The 3,298-nt window shown below is 29.7% G+C and carries 3 protein-coding genes and 1 pseudogene; all 4 read right to left on the bottom strand.

The genetic code is table 11. The annotated features are described in order from the left end of the window. Window positions 1–691, bottom strand: a pseudogene (locus B4I81_RS00830) (RsmD family RNA methyltransferase); the annotation flags it as partial. Window positions 692–693: 2 nt separating this feature from the next. After that, entirely contained in the window at window positions 694–1,788 is a 1,095-nt protein-coding gene (locus B4I81_RS00825; protein ID WP_291106414.1) for an AI-2E family transporter, read from the bottom strand. Window positions 1,789–1,791: 3 nt separating this feature from the next. Then, window positions 1,792–2,430, bottom strand: coding sequence for a DUF4159 domain-containing protein (locus B4I81_RS00820; protein ID WP_291106413.1), 639 nt, complete (start codon window positions 2,428–2,430; stop codon window positions 1,792–1,794). Further along, a complete protein-coding gene (locus B4I81_RS00815) occupies window positions 2,423–3,127 on the bottom strand; it encodes a 16S rRNA (uracil(1498)-N(3))-methyltransferase (RefSeq protein WP_291106411.1) in 705 nt (234 codons plus the stop codon). The genes B4I81_RS00820 and B4I81_RS00815 overlap by 8 nt, the downstream gene beginning before the upstream one ends. Window positions 3,128–3,298 lie beyond the last annotated feature (171 nt).

Here is a 3,298-nt window from a genome sequence, read left to right as displayed (position 1 = left end):
TTACTTCATTATCCACAGCAACAATATGAATTTCAGCAACATTTTTCAATTCCAATAAACCTGCATGAAGGTCTAAAATAGGAGCGGTTTTGATTAAAATGGTATTGGTATATTGATAATAAAAGTCTTGTAAATCGACTACATTTGGTAAACAATCGGCTAACATGAAGACTTTTCCTTTGGCATCATTTCTTCTGGATGGATCGATGTAGATGCAATCGAATTTCTGATTCAATTGTTCTAAAATTCTAGTGCTATCACCTTGAATACATTCAATATTTATTGCTTTTAGAACTTCGAAATTATGTTTTACGACTTGTGATAAATCGGCATTCAATTCGCAATGAATGACCGATTGGAATTGTTTTGAAAAGTAGTAGTCGTCAATACCAAATCCTCCCGTACAATCGATTAAATTTTCGCCTGAAACTAATGAAGCTTTATATTTTGCAGTAGTTTCTGACGAAGTTTGTTCGATTGAAATTTTTTCAGGATAAATATTATTTTCAGTTAAAAACCAAGTTGGAAGTTTGTCTTTCGCTTTCTTTTTCGCAATAATTTGATTGATGAGAACCGAATAATTTACTTCTGGAAATGGATTTTTCTTTAAAGCTAATTTTGAGCTATCTTTATTCAGATTTTTGTTGATAAAATCTTGTATTTCAGTTTGTAAAAGCAATTCTAAATTCAAAACTATAAGTTTTTGGTAAGGACTCTGATAATTCTATTTTCTGGTAAAAATTCTTTTCCAATTACTTTTAAAGAAGTATAAAACGGAACAGCGATAATCATTCCAGTAATTCCGAATAAAATTCCAGCAATTAAAATCACTAAAAAGATTTCGAGAGGATGTGAATTTGTACTTTTTGAGAAAATCAAAGGCGAACTGATATTATTATCAATTAATTGTACTACAAACATTCCAATTAAAACATAAATAGTTGTGGGTAATGTTTCTGAAGCAAAATCGGCACCAGTTCCAATACTACTAATCATAATTAGAATTCCAGCTACAAAAGTTGCAATAATTGGACCTACATAAGGAACGATATTGAACACAGCACACAATAAAGCAATTATTAAAGCATTATCGACTCCAAAAATTAAAAAAACAATAAAATATAAAACTAAAATAATGAACAATTGGAGTAATAATCCTAAGAAATATCTTGAAAGCATTTCATTTATTTTTTCTACAGAATTTATTACTTTTTCTTTTTGTTCAGTAGGTAAAACATTTTTAAAAGCGGTAGCAAAAGCGATTCTTTCTTTAAGCAGGAAAAATGAAATGAATAAAACCGATGCCAACCCCATTCCGATATTTCCAATGGTACTTACGATGTTATTTAAAAAATTAGGAATGAATTCAAAATTTGAAAATGAAGTTAAGTTTGATTTTGTAGCAATTTGTTGTAAATCTATATTGTGAGAATTCAAATAAAGTGTAACATCGGATAATAGTTGGTTGTAATTATTTTCAAGAGAATTAATATCTAAAAGCGATAAATTTTCTCCTTGTGAAATAATTAACGGAACAAAAAGTAAAATGATTCCCCAAATTAAAAGAATTACCATTATCAATGTGGTAACAACGGCTATTGTGTTTCTAAATTTGAGTCTTCTTCTTAAAAATAAAACAAATGGGTACAATAAAAGTGTAAAAACAACAGATACAATGCAGTAGACAATTACTGTGGTAATTTTATATAAGAAAAATAACAGAAATGAAATAGCTGCAATTATTCCAACTGCTCTTACAATTCCTAGAGATAATTCTTTTGCTGTCATTTTTTAGTTTTTAAATGCGTAATTTAAAATATTTGCACCCATTTTTAGTGCTTTTTCTCTAACACTTTGTGGATTGTTGTGTACTTCAGCATCTTCCCAACCATCGCCTAAGTCGGTTTCGTAGGTGTAAAGTAACACAATTCTACCTTCGATAAAAATTCCAAAAGCTTGTGGTTTTTGATTGTCATGTTCGTGAATTTTGGGTAATCCACCAGTAAAATTAAAAGGTTCTTGAAATAAAATGTGATTAGAAGGAATTTCTGTTAATGGATTATCAGGAAATATTTTTTTAATTTCTTTTCGGATGAATTCGTCCATACCGTAATTATCATCAATATGTAAAAATCCTCCTGAAGTAAGATAGTTGCGAAGATTTATAACATCATTCGGACTAAAAACAACATTTCCATGACCTGTTATATGCACGAATGGATAGGTGAATATTTCAGAACTTCCAACATCAACTGTTGCGATTTTAGTGTTGATTTTAGTATTGATGTTTTGATTGCAAAATTTAGCCAAATTAGGTAAAGAAGTAGGATTCGCATACCAATCGCCACCACCAGAATATTTAGCAACAGCAATCTCTTGGGCATAACCCAAATTCCAAACCAATATTATAAGGACTAAGATTTTATTCATTTATCAAAGCAATTGTATGACAAGCTACTAAAGCAGCCGTTTCTGTTCGCAATCTTGTGTTTCCCAAAGTTACAGGAATAAATCCATTTTCAATAGCCAAATTGATTTCTTTTGTAGAAAAATCACCTTCTGGTCCAATTAAAATTGTAACTTTCTTGTCTTTGTTGACTTCGTTTTTAAACGATTTTTTATCCGTTTCTTCACAATGCGCGATGAATTTTTGTCCATCGATATTTAACTTTACGAATTGTGAGAATGAAATTGGTTCATTAATTTTTGGAATATAATAATGAAGCGATTGTTTCATGGCAGCTTGAATAATTTTTTCCGCTCGATCAATTTTATAAACTTTTCGTTCGGAATGATCGCAAATTATTGGCGTGATTTCATGAATACCAATTTCGGTTGCTTTTTCTAAAAACCATTCTAATCGGTCGTTCATTTTAGTTGGAGCAACTACAATATGCGTGTAAAATTTATCAGGTTCTTGGAAGGTTTCTTTTGTGATTTTAACTTCGCATTTTTTCTCAGAAGCTAAAATAATTTTCGATTCAAATAAAAAACCTAATCCATTAGTAATAAATATTGTATCGCTTTCTTTTTTACGTAAAACTTTAACTATATGCTTACTTTCTTCCTTGTCGAAAAAGAAAGTAATATCACCTTGTTTTATGTCGGGATTATAGAATAGTTGCATACGTTTAATTTTTATCTAACCAGTTTTTCCAATCTTTTCCTACGTTCTCCCAATTATATATTTCATAGTTTGGTTCTCTATTTTCATTAACTGGAAAAAAATTATGTTCTACATCCAAATAAGGTTTGAACGTTAAATTTTTTAACTCAGATTGAATACTTTCAATTTGCA

Origin of the sequence: Flavobacterium sp. UBA6195 (genome assembly GCF_002422095.1) — a bacterium.
In the GTDB taxonomy this organism is placed as follows: Bacteria; Bacteroidota; Bacteroidia; order Flavobacteriales; family Flavobacteriaceae; genus Flavobacterium.
This window is presented reverse-complemented; position numbering and strand designations above follow the sequence as displayed.

Excerpts from the sequence above, each read along its gene's own strand:
- B4I81_RS00825 (WP_291106414.1), bottom strand. The coding sequence starts at position 1,788 with ATGACAGCAAAAGAATTATCTCTAGGAATTGTAAGAGCAGTTGGAATA.
- B4I81_RS00815 (WP_291106411.1), bottom strand. The coding sequence starts at position 3,127 with ATGCAACTATTCTATAATCCCGACATAAAACAAGGTGATATTACTTTC.
- B4I81_RS00820 (WP_291106413.1), bottom strand. The coding sequence starts at position 2,430 with ATGAATAAAATCTTAGTCCTTATAATATTGGTTTGGAATTTGGGTTAT.